Origin of the sequence: Nocardiopsis sp. NRRL B-16309 (assembly GCF_001279585.1) — a bacterium.
Lineage (GTDB): Bacteria > Actinomycetota > Actinomycetes > Streptosporangiales > Streptosporangiaceae > Nocardiopsis.
On record NZ_LGEC01000036.1, the window covers coordinates 1 to 264 of the forward strand.

The window sequence follows — 264 nt, forward strand, 5'->3', positions numbered from 1 at the left end:
GGCGAAGAGCACCATCGAGACGATCACGCCCACGATCACGCCGAAGGCCAGGTTGTGGGTGGCCACCACCACCGCCACGGTCACCACCATGACCAGGGTCTCGGTCCAGGGCATGCGCTTGACGGTGGCGGGGGCGATGCTGTGCCAGTCGAAGGTCACGATCGCCACGAAGAACATCACCGCGACCAGCGCCGCGATCGGGATCATCCCGACGATGTCGCCCAGCCCCACGCACAGGATCAGCAGGAACACCCCGGCCAGGAA

Annotated in this window: 1 pseudogene; it reads right to left on the minus strand. The window is 66.3% G+C overall.

The annotated features are described in order from the left end of the window. A pseudogene (locus ADL05_RS31010) lies at positions 1 to 264 on the minus strand (sodium-independent anion transporter); the annotation flags it as partial.